The 20,467-nt window shown below is 55.5% G+C and carries 16 protein-coding genes and 1 tRNA gene; 6 read left to right on the top strand and 11 right to left on the bottom strand.

Going from position 1 to position 20,467, the window contains the following annotated elements; translation table 11 throughout:
• The first annotated feature begins 184 nt into the window (after positions 1-184).
• The 3 genes from EKL02_RS14630 to EKL02_RS14640 all read left to right on the top strand — a co-directional run bounded on the left by EKL02_RS14630 (position 185) and on the right by EKL02_RS14640 (position 1,682).
• Positions 185-733 carry a pseudouridine synthase gene (locus EKL02_RS14630; protein ID WP_128903517.1) on the top strand — a complete coding sequence of 183 codons (549 nt, stop codon included), beginning with the start codon at positions 185-187 and terminating at the stop codon, positions 731-733.
• A gap of 147 nt (positions 734-880) precedes the next feature.
• Entirely contained in the window at positions 881-1,132 is a 252-nt protein-coding gene (locus tag EKL02_RS14635) for a hypothetical protein (RefSeq protein ID WP_128902732.1), read from the top strand.
• A gap of 97 nt (positions 1,133-1,229) precedes the next feature.
• Positions 1,230-1,682 (top strand): DUF192 domain-containing protein, encoded by a 453-nt coding sequence (locus EKL02_RS14640; protein ID WP_128902733.1) that lies wholly within the window; start codon positions 1,230-1,232, stop codon positions 1,680-1,682.
• Positions 1,683-1,778: 96 nt separating this feature from the next.
• Here the strand turns inward: EKL02_RS14640 and rpsT are convergent, their stop codons facing one another.
• Positions 1,779-2,042, bottom strand: coding sequence for a 30S ribosomal protein S20 (rpsT, locus tag EKL02_RS14645; RefSeq protein ID WP_119785245.1), 264 nt, complete (start codon positions 2,040-2,042; stop codon positions 1,779-1,781).
• Positions 2,043-2,186: 144 nt separating this feature from the next.
• Here rpsT and murJ point away from each other — a divergent pair, with 144 nt between their 5' ends.
• Positions 2,187-3,737 (top strand): murein biosynthesis integral membrane protein MurJ, encoded by a 1,551-nt coding sequence (murJ, locus tag EKL02_RS14650; protein WP_128902734.1) that lies wholly within the window; start codon positions 2,187-2,189, stop codon positions 3,735-3,737.
• Between the two features lie 64 nt (positions 3,738-3,801).
• Positions 3,802-4,623: a tetratricopeptide repeat protein gene (locus tag EKL02_RS14655; RefSeq protein WP_128902735.1), complete on the top strand. Its 822-nt coding sequence runs from the start codon at positions 3,802-3,804 to the stop codon at positions 4,621-4,623.
• Between the two features lie 183 nt (positions 4,624-4,806).
• Here EKL02_RS14655 and EKL02_RS14660 read toward each other — a convergent pair whose 3' ends face one another.
• From EKL02_RS14660 to EKL02_RS14680, 5 genes are all read right to left on the bottom strand, one after another.
• A complete protein-coding gene (locus tag EKL02_RS14660; RefSeq protein ID WP_128902736.1) occupies positions 4,807-6,954 on the bottom strand; it encodes a DUF2235 domain-containing protein in 2,148 nt (715 codons plus the stop codon).
• Positions 6,951-7,604, bottom strand: coding sequence for a DUF3304 domain-containing protein (locus tag EKL02_RS14665; RefSeq protein ID WP_128902737.1), 654 nt, complete (start codon positions 7,602-7,604; stop codon positions 6,951-6,953). Before EKL02_RS14665 ends, EKL02_RS14660 begins: the two co-directional genes overlap by 4 nt.
• A 53-nt stretch (positions 7,605-7,657) precedes the next feature.
• Positions 7,658-8,557 carry a DUF4123 domain-containing protein gene (locus tag EKL02_RS14670; protein ID WP_128902738.1) on the bottom strand — a complete coding sequence of 300 codons (900 nt, stop codon included), beginning with the start codon at positions 8,555-8,557 and terminating at the stop codon, positions 7,658-7,660.
• Entirely contained in the window at positions 8,554-11,526 is a 2,973-nt protein-coding gene (locus EKL02_RS14675; RefSeq protein WP_206732402.1) for a type VI secretion system Vgr family protein, read from the bottom strand. The genes EKL02_RS14670 and EKL02_RS14675 overlap by 4 nt, the downstream gene beginning before the upstream one ends.
• A 92-nt stretch (positions 11,527-11,618) precedes the next feature.
• Entirely contained in the window at positions 11,619-13,547 is a 1,929-nt protein-coding gene (locus EKL02_RS14680; RefSeq protein ID WP_128902739.1) for an ATP-binding cassette domain-containing protein, read from the bottom strand.
• A gap of 120 nt (positions 13,548-13,667) precedes the next feature.
• Between EKL02_RS14680 and EKL02_RS14685 the strand changes: the two genes are divergently transcribed.
• Positions 13,668-13,742 (top strand) — tRNA-Arg (locus EKL02_RS14685).
• Between the two features lie 25 nt (positions 13,743-13,767).
• Here EKL02_RS14685 and EKL02_RS14690 read toward each other — a convergent pair.
• From EKL02_RS14690 to EKL02_RS14710, 5 genes are all read right to left on the bottom strand, one after another.
• Entirely contained in the window at positions 13,768-16,071 is a 2,304-nt protein-coding gene (locus EKL02_RS14690; protein ID WP_128902740.1) for a GGDEF and EAL domain-containing protein, read from the bottom strand.
• A gap of 15 nt (positions 16,072-16,086) precedes the next feature.
• Positions 16,087-17,334: an ABC transporter substrate-binding protein gene (locus tag EKL02_RS14695; protein WP_128902741.1), complete on the bottom strand. Its 1,248-nt coding sequence runs from the start codon at positions 17,332-17,334 to the stop codon at positions 16,087-16,089.
• Positions 17,335-17,575: 241 nt separating this feature from the next.
• Positions 17,576-18,388 (bottom strand): hypothetical protein, encoded by an 813-nt coding sequence (locus EKL02_RS14700; RefSeq protein ID WP_128902742.1) that lies wholly within the window; start codon positions 18,386-18,388, stop codon positions 17,576-17,578.
• Between the two features lie 542 nt (positions 18,389-18,930).
• Positions 18,931-19,686, bottom strand: coding sequence for an ABC transporter ATP-binding protein (locus EKL02_RS14705; RefSeq protein WP_128902743.1), 756 nt, complete (start codon positions 19,684-19,686; stop codon positions 18,931-18,933).
• Complete coding sequence (locus tag EKL02_RS14710; RefSeq protein WP_128903519.1) at positions 19,683-20,456, bottom strand: ABC transporter ATP-binding protein; 774 nt, start codon at positions 20,454-20,456, stop codon at positions 19,683-19,685. The genes EKL02_RS14705 and EKL02_RS14710 overlap by 4 nt, the downstream gene beginning before the upstream one ends.
• Between the last annotated feature and the right edge of the window lie 11 nt (positions 20,457-20,467).

Below are 20,467 nucleotides of genomic sequence, written 5' to 3' on the forward strand. Positions count from 1 at the left end.
AGACATAAGACAACATTTCGTATTATGCACTAGAATTTTACTCTATGCCATATTGTGGCAATAAATTGGGACGCTGACAAGCACCGGCAAGTCCTTGCAAGCGCTCACTCACGCCCATCCGTGCGCTTGCCGAACAAGTACAATCATGCGAGCCACCTGCTCAATCGCCCTGTTCAAGATCAAGATGCCGCTTATCCTTTTTAACAAGCCTTACTCGGTCATGTGCCAGTTTTCACCGCACCCCGATCGGCAAACGCTGGGCGATTACATCGCCATTCCCGGCATCTACCCCGCAGGCAGGCTCGATGCCGATAGCGAAGGCCTGGTGCTGCTCACCGATGATGGCAAACTGCAGCATGAACTCAGCCATCCGGAACGCAAGCAGGCAAAAACCTATATCGTCCAAGTCGAAGGAAAACCGGACGCGGCGCAACTGGCGCGCCTCGGCGCGCCGCTGGACCTGGGCGATTTCACGACCCAGCCCTGCCATGCCCGCCAGATCGCCGCCCCGGAATGGCTCTGGCCACGCAATCCTCCGATCCGCCAACGCGCCAACAGCCCGACCAGCTGGCTGGCACTAACCCTCACCGAAGGCAAAAACCGGCAAGTCCGGCGCATGACTGCGGCGGTCGGATTGCCAACCCTGCGCCTGGTGCGGATAGCGATCGGGTCTTTCACATTGGAAAATTACCCTCTGCTGCCGGGAGAATGGCAGGAAGTCGATGCCAATTAACTGCGAACCAACCCGGATGGCCTTCGCCTTCCGCCACCGAAACATTTCCGGTCTTCTGAAAAAAATGTCAACCGAAGGTCCGACATCCCGTTATTGGAAGTGATTCAATAGAATCGCCTCTCATGAACGCCTTTTTAGGAGTATCAAATGAAGAAGATTATTGCTGCCCTGGTTGCCGGTCTGTTTGCCACTTCCGTTTTCGCTCAAGCTGCGGCTCCCGCAACTCCGGCCACCCCGGCCGCACCAGCCGCTACCGCTGAAAAAGCGCCTGCTGCTGCAAAAGCACCGGTCAAGAAGACAAAAGCCAAGAAGTCTACGAAGAAAGCCAAAAAGGCTGCTGCCGCTCCGGCCGCTGCCGCGCCTGCCGCAGCCCCTGCACCGGCTGGCGCTGCCAAGTAAAAGGCAACCCGCTTCGCAAAAAAGGCAGGCGCGTCCTGCCTTTTTTGTTTTCCAGTAATTTTGTATTATCCAGTCTGTCCAATTCAGCAGGCAGCCCATGAAAACTATTTTTCCCCGCCTTTTCCGCCCCACGCTTGCGGCAGCGCTCATTCTTTGCGCCAGCGCCGCCAGCGCCCAACAGGCGGTAAAGTTTCGTACCCTCCCCCTCAATATCGGCATTCATGTGATCCAGGCTGAGGCTGCCGCGACCCCGGCACAGCGCGAGCAAGGATTGATGCACCGGGAAAAGATGGGGCCGAACCAGGGCATGGTATTCCTCTTTGAGGGCGCGACCACGATTTGCATGTGGATGAAGAACACCCTGCTCCCGCTCTCCGTTGCCTTTATCGACGAACAAGGAAAAATCGTGAATATCGCGGACATGCAACCGCAAAGCACGGAATCGCATTGCGGCGAGAAACCGGTCAAATATGCGCTGGAAATGAATCAGGGCTGGTTCCGGCAAAAGAATATCAAGCCGGGCACCCTGGTGGATGGCTTGCCGCGCTAAATCAAAATACCAACAACAAAAGCCGCGTGTTGCACGCGGCTTTTTTACTTCGCCATCCCGCCAAGCAAGCTCAGCCGGGATGCGCAAGCAGATTGATCAGGCCAGCGCCTTGATGGCGGCAGACAGGCGGCTCTTGTGGCGAGCAGCCTTGTTCTTGTGGATGATCTTCTTGTCGGCGATGGTGTCGATGGTGGACACGGATGCCTGGAAAATCTGCGCAGCAGCGGCTTTGTCGCCGGCCTGGATCGCCTTGCGCACTGCCTTGATTGCGGTGCGCAGCGTCGAACGCTGGCTGGAATTGTGAGCGTTCAACTTGACTGCTTGACGAGCACGCTTGCGCGCTTGTGCGGTATTTGCCATGAAAATATCCTAAACGGTGTCCGAGTAATGCGTCCGCAATACCAGCATGCAGGTACCACGAGCCAAATTCTGTAAAGCCGTCGAGTATAAGCTTTTTTCATCAGATTGGCAATGACTTGTTGCCGCACGCTATAATCGTCCCCCATGAACCTGTACAGAGCCTTGGTCACCGTCTCCGGAATGACCCTGTTGTCGCGCATTACCGGCCTATTGCGCGAATTCCTGATCGCCCGGGCATTTGGCGCTTCAGCCTACACGGATGCCTTTTTTATTGCCTTCCGCATCCCCAACCTGCTGCGGCGCCTGTTTGCCGAAGGCGCGTTCTCGCAGGCATTCGTGCCGATCCTGGCGGAATACAAGAACCAGCGCGGCGATGGCGCCACCAAAGAGTTGACCGACCATGTCGCCACCATCCTGGTGTGGTCCCTGGTGCTGACCAGCCTGGCCGGCATCCTGGCCGCGCCGACGGTGGTGTATTTTATTGCCACCGGCTTAAAAGATGAAGGCGATGTCTTTAATGCCACTGTCACGATGACACGCATCATGTTCCCGTACATCGGCTTCATGTCGTTCGTTGCACTGGCTGGCGGCATCCTGAATACCTGGCGCGAATTCCGCATCCCGGCGTTTACGCCTGTCTTGCTGAACCTATCCTTCATCGCCGCCTCACTCTTCCTGGCTCCGCACCTCAAGCAGCCGGTGTATGCACTGGCGATTGCCGTATTTATTGGCGGCGTGCTGCAACTGGCGATCCAGATTCCTGCCCTGAAAAAAATCGGCATGTTGCCACGCATCGGCTTTAATCCTTTAGATGCGTGGCGTGATCCCGGCGTACGGCGCGTCCTGAAGCAAATGGTGCCAGCAACCTTTGCTGTTTCCGTTGGACAAATTAGCATCATCATCAATACCAATATCGCCTCGCGCCTGGAGAACGGCAGCGTGTCCTGGCTCAATTATGCCGACCGCCTGATGGAATTCCCGACGGGCATGTTGGGCGTGGCGCTTGGCACCATTTTGCTGCCCAGCCTTTCCAAGGCGCATGCCGATGGCGATCCAGCCGAGTACGCGTCACTGCTTGACTGGGGCTTGCGCCTGACCTTCTTGCTGGCATTACCGGCTGCGGTAGGCTTGGCCACGCTGTCGGAACCGCTGACCACAACGCTTTTCCATTACGGCAAATTCTCCGCCAACGCAGTCGCCATGACGGAACAGGCATTGATCGCCTACGGCGTCGGCTTGCTGGGACTGATCCTGGTAAAAATCCTGGCTCCCGGCTTTTACGCAAAACAAGATATCAAAACCCCGGTCAAAATCGCTATTGGCGTGTTGATTGCCACGCAGTTGATGAACCTTGCATTTGTTCCGCGGATTGCCCACGCCGGCCTGGCGTTATCGGTTGGCCTCGGCGCATGCCTGAATGCCGGCCTGCTGTTCTGGGGTTTGCGCCGGCGCGGGATCTACATGGCGCAACCTGGCTGGGGACTGTTTTTCGTCAAGCTGGCAGGCGCGGTCATTCTGATGGCAGGCGTGGCCATCTGGGGTGCGGAGCGCTTCAACTGGATTGCGCTGCAGGCCCACCCATTGCAACGCATCGGCGCGCTGGCATTGGTGGGCACTGCCTGCATCGTCACCTATTTTGCAGCGCTGTTTGCCATGGGTTTCCGGTTCCGCGATTTCAAGCGCCATACTGCATGATGCGGTAGCGCTCCCGGCGTCGTGGCATTATGATGGGTAGACATACTGACAGTTTGTGACAACGATGATCAGCGCCCTTGATTATTTTTCCGCGCTCGTGCAACAGGACGACGACCTGCCTCTATTTGAGGCAGCCCTGGCGATTGCCCAGGATGCTGACCCCCACCTTGATTTTGGCGCGGTGCAGGAAACCGTCGACAGCTTCGCTGCCGAAGTAAAACGCCGCCTTCCCTCCGGCGCGTCAGACGTGCAAAAGTTGCGCATGCTCAATCATTACTTCTACCACGAGCTGGGTTTTGCGGGCAACGTCAATGATTACTACGACCCGGCCAACAGTTACTTGCAGCGTGTAATCGAGTGCCGGCGCGGCATTCCGATTTCGCTCGCCGTCATTTACATTGAAATGGCGCAACAGATCGACTTGGAAATTCGCGGGGTGTCGTTTCCGGGGCATTTCCTGATGAAGCTGTCGGTGCCGTCAGGGGAAATCATCCTCGACCCGTTCAATGGCGCCAGCCTGTCGCGCGAAGAACTGGAAGAACGCCTGGCTCCGTATGTGGGGGATTATCACCAGCCCGACCTGTCACTGGCGACTTACCTGCAGACGGCACAGCCACGCGTCATCCTGGCGCGTATGCTGCATAACCTGAAGGCGCTGTTTTCCGAACGCGGTGACTGGGAGCGCATGCTGGAAGTGCAGCAGCGGCTGGTCGTGCTGCTGCCAGGCGACGCGGCAGAACGACGGGACCGGGGGATTGCTTACTCGCATCTGGATTGCCCGCGCGAGGCGGTGGAGGATTTGCAGGCTTATCTGGAAGAATATCCGGATGCGAATGATGCGGCTAGGTTGAGGGCGCGGGTGGAGGAGTTGCGGGGGGCGGGATGATTGGACAGAAGCGTATAACCCTCGCTCAGTTTAGCCATCCCATCCGAAAATCGGGACAATTTATGACTGGTGGTCTTCGATATCAAGAAGGGAGCGTTGCTCCACGCTCTTGAAATCAAATAGGAAGTCGCCGTGCCAAAGCAAATTACCTATCACCTGGAAAATTGACTTGTTCCGCACGCATTAAGCAACATGCTGGACGGATGACGAGATCTCTGCGATCTGCTTTTTTTCAATGGAAGGATGCATAAAATTTGCGTAATGCGCGCCAGCCGGTTTGTAGCTATCGGATCCCATGTAAATCCTGCGGTAACGTAAGTATCCTCCTGGCACAGAAAATAAGGGCTCAATACCTTCCCGCCCTGTTTTGTCAGGGACGATGAGCAATAATTCCTCCGGCGTGCCCTTCACACTCCTGTATTTTAGAACCTTTTCTCTGTCGCTTTTTGACAACCGGAAAGGGTTCGGCGCAATCGAATTCTTTCCAAAATTAGAGTCCCACTCTCTCTCCCTTTCCTCCTGAGCGGCAAGTATGTCCAAAGCATGCAATAGGTCTGGTATATCACTCCCAAACGGCTTGAACCAGGCGCGTGAATCGTGCACGAATTGTTCTAAAAAGTCTGTGATGGCTGCTGGGGGCGTTGCTTTTTCCCAGAATTTTTCAATTTCCGTCCACTCCGGATTATGGAAGGGAGGTGGCACCGAAGTATCTTGCCAACTCGGGCCTGAAGGCCGAGATTGCAGATTTTTTTTCCATTTCAGCCACTTATTAAAATTCTTGATCTCTTGCTCGAACTCTTTATCCGCTTCCAGAATATCGGTTTTATCGAAAGCATTTACCGAACTGTTTGCAACATTTGGCAAATCCTTCATATTCCCGGCCATTTTCTTGCGCCATAAAATGTACAACTGATGTTGTTGCGCCATTAGCGTCTCTAGCGGTACAGAATGAGGCTTTTCATCTTTCCCGATCGGGTTCTTGAAATGTTCATTGGTATGTTTGACATAAGCATTGAACTTTTCAATTACAGCTGGATCAAGCTTGAAGGCGCGTTTCACCGATTCCGGAGCTTCTTCCAACTTTAATGGCACACCAACCAAGCGCGCGGCACGATACATAACAGCCAGTGTTATGCGTGCAATCATGTCCGCGCCTTCTTTGTCTTTTCCGCGGCCTTGCTCCAACGGCTTGTATCCGCCACCAATATCAGAATGCACGCCGGGAAATACGATTTCCATAGAGTTGGTGGGAACCACTCCCAAATATGAGACGGAATCCAACGGGAATGAGCGCCTTATTTCGTGACTCGATACCAAATGCAGACATTTTTTCGGATGGTCTGGAATTTTTAGTGAACTCTCCGCATCAGCCCATGCCTGATGGCCATCAGCCACGGGGGCCGTCGCCGCAAGGCCCACCGATGCAACGGTATCGAACAAACCTAAAAAATCAATTGTGACTGGGATGGTGCCAAGTGTTAACCCAGACTGGCCAGAGATCTTCGCATCTTCTTCACACAGCCAAATGAACCAATTGCAAAAAGCGCGCGCTTCAGTAGCGCCGCGCGAAAATCCAAACATCGACGCATAAATATTTTGCACCTCTCCGCGGTCCATCAGCTTGCCTTGACCAACCGGCACATAAGAACCTAATGAGTTGCGTAAGTCGCGCAATGCTCCCCTGAAAGCATTAAGAAATTTCTCGATTGGCTGCTCTCCACGTTCCTGCCTATCCATGTGAGAAGGCGCACGATAGTTCCTATCCTTAAACCTAGGCAAGGTCAGCTTATTAAATGTAGATAGAAATGTCTGTTTCTTGATGAGTTTGCCGCCCTTATAGTATTGATGGACATTGTTGATTGCCTCTACCAGAGCCCAGATAATACGATTCTCTCCCAAATAACAAAATGCCAGACCTTTGGGCCGATCATCCGTCATGCTGAACCCCTGCCCGCTATCCTTGACTTCATCAAATGGAGTACCGACTCCAGGAACATATGTGCGGAAGAAGCTGTTGTGATACTTATCCTTCAATTGCGGCCATATTGGGCTGCCGTGATCATCTTTACCTCCGGGGAAGGCCTCATAAAGCCGCGCAACGTTACTATGTGCATGATGGCTACGGTCGCGCAGCAAATTATTGTTGGTGCCGTCGAAGAAGAAACCGAATGAAAGATTAACTGTGCATTTCGGGGGAAAGCCAAGTTCGAAGCATTCTCGTTCGCGGATAATTTTTTGAATTTTTGACGCCTCATCTCTATCAAAAAATTGTTCACTAATAGACGGCTCTTTCGCCTCCAAAGGATATGTGTTTGCAAAAAATGCAGTCATGGCTTATTCCTTTTCAATCTTTCAATGTTTTCCTTTGTGATTTCAATGGCATTTTTTATATCTTGCAATTGCTCTGGCGATCTTTTAATGCCGTCCTCTTTCTCCAATTTCGATAACATGGCCTGCTCTCGCTGCAGCCTCTCCCCCCATCGCTTGAACAGATACTCACGCGAAGCAACCGGATATCCTTTGATTTTTCCAGGCCATTCAGGGCGCGTTGGAAGATAATCTGACACCACTGCCTCAACGCTTTTATCTTCATAAACGATAAGCCAGATATCACCCGCCTCTCCTGCAGCATACGGTGGCACACTGACTAAATGCTTGTGCAGTTCCTTTTCAGGATAAAACCTGTATTTGACGACTACCTGCAGTTTCGGATGCCATTTTTTCGGTATGCCGAAACAACATACGGTTCCTCCAGTGCTATACGGATTGAGTGATTCGCCGCCACCACCACTATCTGGTTCGCCCGGCCGCTCTACTGCGATGTATTCAATTTCTTTACCAGAATAGTTGATTGCCTTGACCCCCGCACCAACCCGCTCATCTTTCGAAGCCTCGGCTGGCGGCACGCATGCAGTCATGAACATCATCACGACTACTGCGAGAAATGCGCGCTGCAATAACGGTTTAGAACTTGTTTTCATGATGTCTAACTCTGTCGATAATTATTGTGCTGCACGTGGCATCGCTCGAATACTCATACGTTGACAGACTCCACCCAGATGGTATGTAAAGCGTCATAAGTAGAGGGCCGACTCGCTTCAGCCCGCCAAGTAGAAACCGGAAGACTGTGTTTCAAATGTGGATACGTCAATCCCATATGACACAGATTAAATCGCTCTGATGAACCGTCTATCTGTGCATGGTTTGCGCAGTCCAGCCAATAACGCACCAATTCATGTGCGTGTGCAGGGGTATGGCAATCGATTAAGCCGGATGCGCTTCTTCGTAATTGGAACAACACATTATCCGGTTCGGAAGCGGCCATCAGTTGCCCGCACTGCTCATCGCTCAAAATGACAGCATCCGCTGCTGCCAAATTATTTCCCCCAATTTTTGGCAAAGGCAATTTCTGCCATTTAGCTGATCGCGTCAGGTATTGCCAGTGCTGAGCCGGGCCACAGAATTGAGCAAGTTGCTGCGGACTTAATACATCAAATAATTCTGGCAAGATGCGCGTATCGGCGAACGATAATGCAAGCGCGTGATCGGCAGCGTCAACAATGCACCAGGGTGCCAATCTTCTGGCAAGTTGCGCCAGTGATTCTGGCGTGACGATGATACTTAACGCGGGTAAGCCATTTGTTTTTTTTAATAAGGCAGCCCACGTGCGTCGGGCTGGTTCCAAATATTCGACAAGAATAGGTGACACGCACAGCGTTTCTTCGTCTGCACTTGGTGTATTAGCGTAGAGTGCAATGAACGGCAAAGATCCAGAACGCTTGAGAAGCGTATAACACGCCTCATTCAACACGCCTTCTATCAAGGCATAAATGTTCGCTTTGGGAAATTCAGTGCGCAATTCAGATAGCCCCCTATGCCAAGACTCTTGCCAATCAGCAGGATAAGCGTCAATTCTCATGATTGTAGGGTTCATGCCTCTACCAAAGAGAACGGTGAACCGGATTCAGCCGCATTCCTTTTGCATTGTTTGCATATTGATTTAGGGAATCTTGGGAGTATGTAATTTTCACTCGTCGGCCCCGTAAAACTCTTACTACTCGCCTTGATCGAAATCGTCCCCGGACAGGCAAAGGTAATATCCCCACCCTCAATCCTGAGTGATGCCCCGCCCTCCGTACAAAGCTCGATGCTCTTCGCCGCCGCAAAGTCGATATGACTATGCGCCGAAACCAGCTTCATCACTTCCTTCGCTGCAAACGTCATCGCGTCGTTCTGCGCTTGAATGTCCACATCACCCTGCCCTGCGTAAAGTTTGATACCTGCGTCCCCCTCACCAGCTCGCACTGCACCAGCCAGCAAGCCAATCGCCTGCCCCGAGTGAACTGTCAGTGCCTCGCCCACCGCCACGTACATGTCGCGCCCACTGGCAAAGTGCGCCACTTCCCCGGCCGCCACATGCATCCCATCCGCCGCCGTCATCCCTAGACCCGCCTGCGCTGCCACCGTCACCAACGGCGCGGTCATGTATGGGATTTTTTCTCCCGTGCCATCTTCGTCGCCATCCGCAGCACTCACCTGCCCTGATGCCATCTTCAGCATCGCCGCCAGCGGCGGCAACGCATCATCCAGATTGCTCTGCGCATCCGTGCCATTCAAGGTCTTGCCACCTTCCGCTGCAACCATGCGCACCGTCTGGTGCGTCTGCGCCGCGTTGCTGAAAGTATCCGCAAACCCCTGCGCCTGCTTCAGCAACGCAACTCCTGCTGCATTGTCGCCGACGGCTTCCGCCTGGCCGCCGGGCGCACTGCCGTAATAGGTAGTAAACAACAATCCCTTGCCAGCGCGGATTGCCCCATAAGCATCCGTGCGCAATTCCCAGCCCGTGCCGCGAAAGCTGCCGCGGAAATTGTCTGCCTGGTGAATCAGGTGACCAAAATTCAATTGCGTCGTCGCCGTATCGGTGGCCAGCTTCGCGCGCAGGCGCCCGGCCGTATCATCGAATATCAGCTGATTGCTTTGCCTGGCATAGCCATCCGCCCCCAGCGCTACGCTCTTGAAGCCGGACAGGAAGCCGCCATGCCGGTGCTCCCCTGCTGCGGCAGCATGCCACGCCGGTGAGGCGCCCGCGCCCATGCGGTTATCCTGCCCGCCCGTTACATGGTCTTTCGCGTTACCGAAAGACTCGGACTCATCCTGCCCCTGGCCGTTGTAAAGCACGCCATTGACGATGGGACGGTCAATATCATTCCCAAAAAATTTCACCAGCACTTCCTGCCCAATGCGGGGAATGAATTGCGCGCCATAGCCGGGGCCAGCGAAGAGTTGGGTCACACGCACCCAGCAGGTGTTCGATTCGCAGGTTTGCCAGTGGAAGCGCACACGAATCCGTCCGAGCGCATCGGTATGCACTGTGCCGGCGCTGGCAGTGGTGCCATCGGGGCCGACCACGATGGCTGTCTGGCTGCCCTGCGCAGTCGGCTTCGGATTAAGCAAAAGCCCGGTGCCATCGACCAGGGCCGGGCGCCAGACAATGTCGGCGCGAATGGCGGTGAAGCGATTGGCGTAGCCATTGGCCTTTGCCTGCTCCAGCAGCGCGTCCCAGCTTGCGCGCGCCAAATGTGTTGCAGCGATGGTGCCGTCCTGGGTGCTGTCGGCAATGCCCTCCCTGGCCAGAAGAGTGGCGGCATCCGATGCCTCGTCTGCACAGGCATCGGCCAGCATGAAGCCATCCTCGCGCCACGCAGGTGCGCGCTGGCGCCCATGATAGCCAGGTGCCGGCCCCAGGCGGGCTGCCAGATCAGCCTGCATGCCCGCTGGCAGGTTATTGACGCCTGCGTGTAAGGCCCCCAGGAGCGCAAAGCGGCGGTGCTTGTCTTCGCTGGCAGTGTCGCTGCGGCGCGGAAACGGCGCTTCGGTCAAATCGAACACGCTGCCCGCGCGGAAGGTGCGCACCGTGCCTTGGCCGAACCAGGTCTTGGTGCGCGCATCCATGGCTTCACGCAAGATGCGCACGTAGTGTTCGGCTTCATCTTGCGAAGCAAAAGGGTACAGCCCCAGCCAGTCGCAGGATTCGACAAAAGGCATGTTCTTGTTGACGCTTGGGTGCGCCGTAGGAAGCGACGCCGCAATCACGCGCTTGGCCTTGTAATCCCAGCCGGAAATGGTCGTGATTTCGGGCTGGGACAGCCGTTCGCAACCGAGTTGCTGGATACTGTCCTGCACTTCGACGGCCGCATCGCGATGAAAGCGGATGCCGCGCCCACCGTTGGCGTGTTGCGAGGAATAGTCTTCCGCAAAGGATGCAGCCGAATCAGCAAACAGCACCAGGCGCTGACGCGACAAGGACGAATCGCTGTCGTCTTCCTCGAAATAAAAGCCGATGCCCTCCTCGGCCAGGATGCGCGTCAGGAAAGCATAGTCGGATTCGCGGTATTGGCAGCAATAGCTGCGGGGACGCAGGCCATCAATGTAGCCTTGGGCTTCGGGGGTGATGCGCCAGTTGTTGCGCGGGGCATCGCCGGCGAAAATAGCTTCGACGATCTGCAACAGGCTCTGCTCCTGGAACACCCGCGAAGTGCGGCGCTGCGTCGCCAGCCAGAGCCAGGGCACTACGCTGAGACGATAACGCGCCAGCCCGCCATCGGCGCCGAGTTGCGCCGCTTCCGCCACCCAGCCGCTGCGTTGCGTGCGGGTGCCATCTGCAAGCGTGATATGGAGCGTGACCTGCTGCCACAGCAGGGATTTCAATTCAATGCGGCAATCGGTGGAGAGGCAGGTGATGTGCCATTCGTAGAGGCTGGAGAGGGCTTCACGCCCGACCCAGCTTTCCACCATCAGTGCGCCAGCGCCAAGCGGCGTGTCCAGGTCATACAGGCGGGTGTCGGCGGTGAACGCGGCAATATGGCCGGCCAGGGCGCCGGCCCCCGGGAAAGCCTCGGACATGCTATCTCCCTAACAATTATTGTTTATTTTTCAATAATTCGGAAGATAATCGAAAATTATTTTTTTATCAACAATTTCCCAGAGGTTTTACGCTATTTCTTGCTTTGCGCCTCAATTGTTTCCCACTTCTCAAGATTTTCTAAAAGCAAGTCATCAATTTCCGCATAGCGCTGGTTCAACGCCTGCACTTCCTGGGGTTGCTTGGCATACAGCTCCGGATCGGCGAGGCGGGCCGTAATCGCCTTTTGCTCTTCTTCCAGCTTGGCAATTAATGCCGGCAATTCGTCCAGCGCGCGCTGTTCCTTGTAGCTGAGTTTTTTCGGCTTGACCGCAGCTGCCGCTTCCTGCTGTGCGGCGACTGCGTCCTGCTTGGCATCTGCCTTCGCCTCGGTTTTTCCCGCTGCCTTGTTCGACGCTGCCGTCGAAGCCGGACGCACGCGTTCCCAGTCGCTGTAGCCGCCGACATATTCGCGCCACAGGCCATCGCCTTCGGCCACAATCACCTGGGTCACCACATTGTCGAGGAAGGTGCGGTCATGGCTGACCAGGAACACCGTGCCGTCGTAATCGGTCAGCAATTCTTCCAGCAATTCCAGCGTTTCGATATCCAGGTCATTGGTCGGCTCGTCCAGCACCAGCACGTTGGCGGGCTTGGCAAACAGGCGCGCCAGCAGCAGGCGGTTGCGCTCGCCGCCGGAGAGCGACTTCACCGGCGAACGGGCGCGCTCGGGGGCAAACAGGAAGTCGCCCAGGTAGGTCATCACATGCTTGCGCTGGCCATTGATCTCGACCCAGTCGCTGCCCGGCGCAATCGTGTCGGCCAGGCTGGTATCTTCGTTCAACTGCGCGCGCATCTGGTCGAAGTACGCCACTTGCAGCTTGCTGCCCTGGCGCACTGTGCCGCGGTCGGGCTGCTCCTCGCCGAGGATCAGCTTCAAAAGCGTCGTCTTGCCGGCGCCGTTGGCGCCGATCAGGCCAATCTTGTCGCCACGCATGAGGATCGTGGAAAAATCGCGCACGATGACCTTGCTGCCATAGCTCTTGTCGACATTTTCGATTTCGGCAACGATCTTGCCGGAACGCTCGCCCGAGGCGACATCCAGCTTGACCTGGCCCTGCACGTCGCGGCGTGAGCCACGGGTGCGGCGCAACTCCTCCAGGCGCCTGACCCGGCCTTCATTGCGGGTGCGGCGTGCTTCCACGCCCTTGCGGATCCAGACTTCTTCCTGCGCGAGGAACTTGTCGAACTTGGCATTTTCCACGGCCTCGTTTTCCAGCAATTCCTTCTTGCGCGCCTGGTAGGTGCTGAAATTGCCGGGGAAAGACAGCAGGCGGCCGCGATCCAGTTCGATGATGCGTGTGGCGACATTGTCAAGGAAGCGGCGGTCATGGGTGATGAACAGCACGCTGCCCTTGAATTCGCGCAGCAAGCCTTCCAGCCACAGGATGGAAGTGAAGTCGAGGTGGTTGGTCGGTTCATCCAGCAGCAGCACGTCGGGCGCGCCGACCAGGCCGCACGCCAGCGCCACGCGCTTTTGCATGCCGCCCGAGAGCGTACCGACCAGCGTATCCCCTTTCAGGCTCAACCGGTCCAGCGTGGCTTCGACGCGGCTCTTCAAGCTCCAGGCATCGGCGGCATCGAGCTGCACCTGGATATCGTGCATGCGCTCCATCAGGGCGTCGTCATTGTCGCCACCGAACTGGGTAGTCAGATCGTCATATTCAGCCAGCAGCGCCGGCAGGTTGCCCAATCCTGAGGCAACCGCATCGAAGACCGACATTTCGGGGGCAAAATGCGGTTCCTGCTCGACAAAGGCGATTTTGACGCTTTGCTGCATGACCAGCAGGCCATCGTCCAGTTTGGACCTGCCGGCGATGATTTTCAGCAAGGACGATTTTCCGGTACCGTTACGGCCAATCAGGCCGACACGCTCCCCGGTTTCCAGGGAAAAATCCGTATGGTCGAGCAACGGGACGTGGCCGAAAGCGAGCTGCGCATCGGAAAGGGAAATGACTGCCATAGGGAAGAAAATGAGGTGAATGCAACCCGCATTGTACCGAGTCCGCTGGTTTTCGTATTAATTTCTGGCCGGGCTCGGCTATAATCTCGGTCGCAACATGCCTTTATTGCTTGCAAGCGTCTCGCCGTAGTTCAATGGATAGAACGAGTGCCTCCTAAGCGCTAGATACAGGTTCGATTCCTGTCGGCGGGACCAAATCCCCTCATCGCAATTTGGCTTTTTATATGGCCAGCAGCCTCTCAAAGTCCTCTGCCGGGAGTGGCCGGGAATATAAGAATCCTTGCGCATAATCGCATCCTGCAGCAAGCAACAAGTCCCTCTGCGCCGCAGTCTCCACCCCTTCCGCTATCACTTTCAATCCCAGCTTGTGCGCCATTAAGATAATCGCTTCCGACAACACCATGTCTTGCGATCCTGGCGCAAGGTTGCGCACGAAGGATTGGTCGATCTTTAAATAATCGATGTCGAAATGCTTGAGATAGGAAAGCGAAGCATAGCCAGTGCCGAAATCGTCAAGCGACACCTGGATCCCTGCATCGCGAAAACCGAAAATTTTCGCCGTGGTTGCTTCGTTCGGCGAAAGCAGTAAACCTTCGGTAATCTCGACCACAATATTGGCGCCAGAGATACCCAGGCTGCGCAAAAATTTGCTCCACTGAGGATCTTGATCTATCGCGCTATTAAACTGGACAGGCGAAACATTGATGCTGATCTGAAATGCACGCTGGTTCGCGGCACACCAACTCGATGCCTGGTGTGCCGCTTCCCGAAATACCCATTCACCGATCGGATTGATCAAGCCTGTTTCTTCAGCTGTCAGGATAAATTCCTGCGGCTGAATCATGCCGCGCGTCGGATGATTCCAGCGCAACAAGGCTTCGGCCTTGCATATCGTCCCGGTCGCCATTTCTATGATCGGCTGGTAATACACTTCAAATTGCTCTTCGTCGATTGCTTTGCGCAAGTCATTTATGAGGCGCAATCTAAGCTGCGCAGCCGTTTGCAGGGCAGGCGTGAAATAACTGCGGCGATTGCGGCCCTCATTCTTTGCCGCATACATCGCCTGGTCCGCATTTTTCAGGAGGACTTCCACGGTCTTGCCATCGTCTGGATAAACGGTGATGCCAATACTCGCTGTGACAAATACCTGCTCGCCTTTTAAAAAATAGGGTCGCGCAATTTGCTGGAGGATTAATTGGGCCAGCCGTTCAATGCTGGAGGCGTCATGCAGTTCACCCAGAATGATCGTGAATTCATCGCCGCCCAGGCGGGCAACGGTGTCCGTTTCACGAATGCATTTGCACAGCCGCTCGGCGGTTTCCTTCAGCAGCAGGTCGCCAATGTCATGGCCAAGGGTATCGTTTACTTCCTTGAAGCCGTCCAGATCGAGGAACATCAACGATAGCGGATGGCCTGTACGATGGCCGGTCGCCACTGCATGCGCAAGCCGGTCATGAAACATCCGCCGGTTCGGCAGGCCAGTCAAGGTATCGAAGTTGGCCTGGCGCCAGACCGTTTCTTCCGATTTTCTCCTCTCGGTAATATCATCAAAAAGCCAGATGATCCCTTTTTCCAGGTCATCGGAATCAATTGCCTTGCAGGTCACCTTGTACCAAAGCAGCTCGCCATTTTTGCGCATCCGCTCGCCTTCGAGCGTAAATGGTTCGCCATTCGCCAAGGCTGCACCCAGTTCATTGGTGACGGGACCAGTTGCTTCGTCGACTGGATACATGACGTCATAGAATTTCATGCCAACCAAGGTTTCCAGCGGCTGCCCGATCAGGTCCGCAAACTTTGCATTGGCGCTTGCTATGACGGTTTTGCTCTCCAGGCCCGTAGTCAGGACAATACCGATGGGCGAGCGCTCAAGGATAATTTTCTCAATGGAAGTGCTGCGGATTAACTTGGACTCCGTCGCTGCTTTTGTAAAAATCAGCCAGGCCAGAATGGCGGCCATGATGACAAACACGCTGCCAATGCCCCGAATCTGGGTACCGATCTCGCTCAACCGCTCGTCAAGATAGAGATTGGTTGCAGCCAGCTCACCCCAGCTGCCACGTTCAGCATCATCCATATCACGGATTAACGTTCGGGTATTGGCAATCAATTGCGCCAGCTGTTCATTGGGAAAGCCGCTTTCGGCAACTGATTTCCGCACAATTTCCAGCTCATTGCGATGCGATTGCAGGCGTGGTGCAAGCCAGTGCGGGCCGTCCGCATTGTAGGAGAAATTTTTTTCCTGCAGTATCTGCGCATCCAAAAATTCGGCAGCCGTGGCAAGACGCCCCGCATCAGCGTAATCCTGTGTCGCCAGCAATGCCGTCAAAAATCGGTCAGCAGACAGGCGGCTCTTCAACATCGCCCGGGTGTTGTAGACGCTGTCGAAATTGACGTTGACAAAATCGCGTTGAATTTCATAAAACTGAAACAGCGAATAGAGCAAGCGAACGCCAACCAATACACAAACCATGATCAGCACCAGGGTTGAGTGCCGTTTGAATGTTGCGGACAGGCTGATCTGCATAAGTGAATGAACTCACTATTTCTGCGCCTTGGCAGCATTTTTATTTATCAGGGGGCATTCGCTCGCTTCCAATGAGCCAAACGCCTGGCTCCCGGGAATGACTTGAAGAACATTAAAATAATCCCAGGGCTTTTTTGATTCGGATGGTTTCTTGACTTGCACCAGATACACATCGTGCACCATTCTGCCGTCTGGTCGCAATTGCGCATTTCTTAGCAACGGACTGTCGATGGGTAGCGTGCGCATTGCTTTCACCACGCTGGGCCCATCGTCGCTTCCAAGCGATTTAACAGCCTTAAAATAATGCATCAGGCTTGAATAAATGCCTGCGTGGACATCATGCGGCATTTCACCCCGCAGCGCGAAATAGCGATTGGACCAGGCGGCAGTTTTCGCATCAAGATTCCAGTAAAACGATGCATGCGTTTGCATGCCCTGCGACAGCGGCAGCTTGATCCGATGGATGTCGGTAATGCCCACAGCTGCCATGATTTGCGTCTTGCCCTTGGCGACACCGCGCAGATCGAACGATTGCTTGATGCCGTTAATCGCATCTTCGCCTGCATTTGCAAAAGCAATTACCTTGGCACCAGACATTTGCGCCTTGAGCAGATAAACCGAAAAATCTTCCGTGTTGATCGGATGCCGCGCATGCCCCAGCACCTTGCCGTGATTGGCAACAATAAAATTGGTATAGATACGTTCGGCATTCATGCCGAAGTCATTGTCCACGGTAATAAAAAACCAGGTATCGCCCCCACGCCGGGTAATTGCGCCACCGGAGACTGCTGCGAACGAATTGGCGTCATACATCCAGTGCACTCCCGTCTCGGCACAATTCTTCCCGGTCAGGGCAGTCGTCACTACCGAATTGAAAAACAGGACGGCTTTTTTGGTCTTGTTAATTTCCTGCACTGCCAGGGCAATCGGCGACCCGACCACGTCGGCAATGACATCCACATTTTCTTTTTCGAGCCAATCTCTGGCTATTCTGGAAGCCAGTTCCTTATCATTTTTATGATCGGCGACCAGCAACTTGATGGGCTTGCCATTGATTGTTTCGCCGGCATCAGCGATCGCCATTTCGGCAGCAATGACCGAACCCTTCCCGGTAAAACCAGAATAAACCCCGGTCAGATCGGTAAACAGGCCGATCTTGATGACCTCATCCGAAATTGCTGCCCACGAAGGCGCTGCTGCCAGAATCCAGAGTGCATAAAAAGCAGTTTTTCGAAATAGCGTCAAACTGAACCTGGCGTCCATATCTTGATCTGTTCCATTCGAAAAGTTCTTGACCTGACCAACTTCGGTTGATGAAGCCGATGCTCTTTTTAATCAGGGAAATTTAGTTTAGACAACCGATATGAAAAACCATCAACTCAAAGCGCCCTAAAATCCAAACTGCTTATATTTGATCAAAGAAGTAAACAAGGGAATGAGAAGCGGCGCCGCTCCCACTATTTTGTTAACGCATGGAATGATCAGGTCAAAGCTGTTGAACGATTTAGCGTATGCCTGCCAGCAACGTCGCCACGCTTCTTGCGGCGTCGCTGGCAGCAACCAGAAGCTGGCGTTTGCCATTCCCCAGCAAGTAAGTCACCGCATGCCCGGTCACCGTCTGGTTTGCCAGTACACATGGTGCCGGGCCGAAGCTAGCTGTAAAGTTGAACACGTTTTTGCCCGATGCTCGCGGCACAAAGCTGCCACTGAAATTGCACCCGAGCGACGTGGCAGCGTAAGTGCCATTGGCAGCAATCTCCAGCGACACGGACTCACCCGTCAAGGCTGTCGCCGCCCATGTCCCTGAAACCTCGGCCAGCCTGGCTGGGGTGTTATAGGTGTAGCTGGTATTCGCCAGTACCACGCCTGAAAAAGTCACGGCGGCACCGCCTCTGGTCACAACACTATTAAAGCTTGCGCCCGGCGCATAGGTCGCGCTCATTGTGCCCGACAGCGGCATGCCCCCAGCAGGGAAATCCTTCAGGTCGCTCGAGGCGAAGCTGCCGTTACTGGCCTGGCCCGTCCCGGCAATCACGCCCGCCACACTGAATACCTCACCTGAGAGCGTGCCGTAGAGGATGTAGTACTGGTCGTTGTCCAGTACGAGGGTATTGAAGTAGCGCCCATTCGATGCGGCGCCTTCATAAACGCCTTGCGCCTGCCCCGGCGTAAGCTGGGTCGTCGTGGTGGCATTGTTGAGGGTAGTGGTCGTTGACCCCAGGACAAATTCTCCACCCGGAGTGGCATTCCCGCCACCGCAGCCGACCAAACATGCCGTCAACGCTGCGCATGAGGTCAAAGACGGATTCCAGTTCATCATGCACCCTCGGGTTAATTGGAAGAACCGGCCAAAGCATGCAGCCAGCTGCCCGATACACGCCATTGGGTGCATTATAAGAACCGCGTCATCTCGCGAAAATCGTTTCACGCAAGTTCTTCGATCGGGGCGGCCACCGATCCCGCCCCTCCTTGGCCAATATCAAACGGCCATGCGGAAAACCATTCAATCAAAAGCAACAGCACCATCGAACACCGACAGCGCCAGGTTGAGCCTAGTGGCCATCCTTCAGGTGAAACGGCCAGGCTGGCAATTCGGTTCGACGTCGCGCAAGCACAGCAGGCATCTTCTTTGCGGGAAGGCAGATAAATAGAAACTATTTTCCGCAAAAAAACGGAACCTGCATCCGAATACTTTTTCTAAGGAGGTGCAAGGCTGCGATTCCGGCATTCAACGCATTCAACGAAAAGGGGCGGCAATGAAAATTCCGTTTATCGTGCTGCTGATTCTGGCCGCCATGCTGATTGGCCTGTCGCTGATATTTACGGTATTGATACCGAATTGACGGGCAAGTCCAGCGCTCAAGGCTCGCAATATTCGCCGAGGTAAGCTTCCCGTACTTTAGGATTGTGCAGCAAGTCGTCAGCCGCGCCTGCCATGGTGATCAGGCCCGACTCCATGACATAGCCGCGGTGAGCGGCCTGCAGGGCGAGCCGGGCATTTTGCTCGACCAGCAGGATGGTAATCCCCTGCGCCGAGATGTCGCGCACGACCTGGAATATCTTTTCCACCATGATCGGCGCCAGGCCCATGGAGGGTTCATCCAGCAGCAAAAGCTGTGGCCGGCTCATCAGCGCGCGCGCCATGGCCAGCATTTGCTGTTCGCCACCGGAAAGGGTGCCGGCCAGTTGCGATGCCCGCTCCTTCAGGCGCGGGAAAATCGCAAACCATTTTTCGATATCGGCGTCGACGCCTGCCTGGTCCTTGCGCGTATAGGCGCCCATCGCCAGGTTTTCCAGGATGGTCATGCGGGCAAACACGCCACGCCCTTCCGGCACCATCGCCAGTCCCTGCTGCACCAGCTGGAAGGAATGCATGCCCTTGATGGCTTTGCCCTGATAGCCGATATGCCCTTCGACGCGGCAATCAGGCAGCGTACCGGTGATGGCCTTGAGCGTTGTGGTCTTGCCGGCGCCATTGGCGCCGATCAGCGTCACCAGCTCGCCGCGCCGCACTTCCAGGGCGACGCCCTTGACCGCCTGGATGCCGCCATAGGCAATGCGCAAATCATCGATGCGCAGGATGGTTTCGGCCGCCCTATTGTCTTGCTGTGTCATGCGCCGCCTCCTCCCAGATAGGCTTCGATCACTGCGGGGCTTTGCTGCACTTCGGCGGGTGTGCCTTCAGCAATCGGCTTGCCGTAATCGAGCACGGTGATGCGGTCGCACAGGCCCATGACGAGTTTGACGTCGTGCTCGATCAGGAGAATGGTCTTGCCATCGGCCTTGATCTTCAGCAGCAGCTCGCGCAAGCCCAGTTTTTCCGTGGCATTCATGCCGGCGGCCGGCTCATCCAATGCGAGCAGCTGCGGGTCGGTGGCCAATGCGCGGGCGATTTCCAGGCGGCGCTGGTCGCCATAAGAGAGAAAGCGCGCGGTGCGGCTGGCCAGCCGGCCGATGCCGACATAGTCCAGCAGCTCCAGCGCGCGCCGGCGGATCGCCGCCTCCTCTTCGCGCGCGGCCCTGTGACGCAGGATGGCGCCGAGCACGCCCTGGCGCGTGCGCACGTGGCGCCCGACCATGACATTTTCCAGTGCGCTCATTTCGCCGAACAGGCGGATGTTCTGGAACGTGCGGGCGATGCCGGCGGCGGCCACCTTGTGCGGCGCCGACGGTGAATAGGGTTTGCCGGCCAGGGTGAAGGTGCCGGCATCCGGCTGGTACAGGCCCGTGATGACATTGAAGCAGGTCGTCTTGCCGGCGCCATTGGGGCCAATCAGCCCATATACCTGTCCCTGGCGCACGCGCAGGCTGACGCCCGAGAGTGCCTGCAGGCCGCCGAAGCGCTTGCCCACGCCGGCAATATCCAGGATCACGGGGGCTTGCATGCCCTGCTCCA

The sequence above is a fragment of the Janthinobacterium sp. 17J80-10 genome, from assembly GCF_004114795.1.
Classification (GTDB): domain Bacteria; phylum Pseudomonadota; class Gammaproteobacteria; order Burkholderiales; family Burkholderiaceae_D; genus Paucimonas.